The sequence below is a fragment of the Arthrobacter sp. SIMBA_036 genome, assembly GCF_046535135.1.
Taxonomy (GTDB): domain Bacteria; phylum Actinomycetota; class Actinomycetes; order Actinomycetales; family Micrococcaceae; genus Arthrobacter.
On sequence record NZ_JAWRXG010000076.1, the window covers coordinates 1 to 355 of the forward strand.

Here is a 355-nt window from a genome sequence, read left to right on the forward strand (position 1 = left end):
GCTGTCATTGGATTTTCTTTAATGATACTGTTATATTTCGTTTTACTATGGGCACGGGAGACATGGTGGAGCGGAATAAAATATGCTGTTATTTCGCTCTTGATTATAGCAATAGAGTTAATTTTGAATGATGTATATGGGATAACTGACGCAACTTTGTTATGTCCATTAGTTTGGATTTTGGCAACGGTTTATGATAAGTACAAGTATTTATCTTCTATTCTGCCCTTGCTTACAATAGTGGTCTTAATTCGTAAGATTTGGAAAAATGCTTATCGAATGAAGGAATTACACCTGCAAGAAATAAACAAGGCGCATCAAGAGTTAAAAGAAGCACACGCTGAACTGCAGGAAG

Annotated in this window: 1 protein-coding gene; it reads left to right on the top strand. The window is 35.8% G+C overall.

The window, feature by feature from the left end; translation table 11 throughout:
- The coding region (locus SB659_RS19195; protein ID WP_410551541.1) for a hypothetical protein at positions 1-355 on the top strand (355 nt) is incomplete at both ends.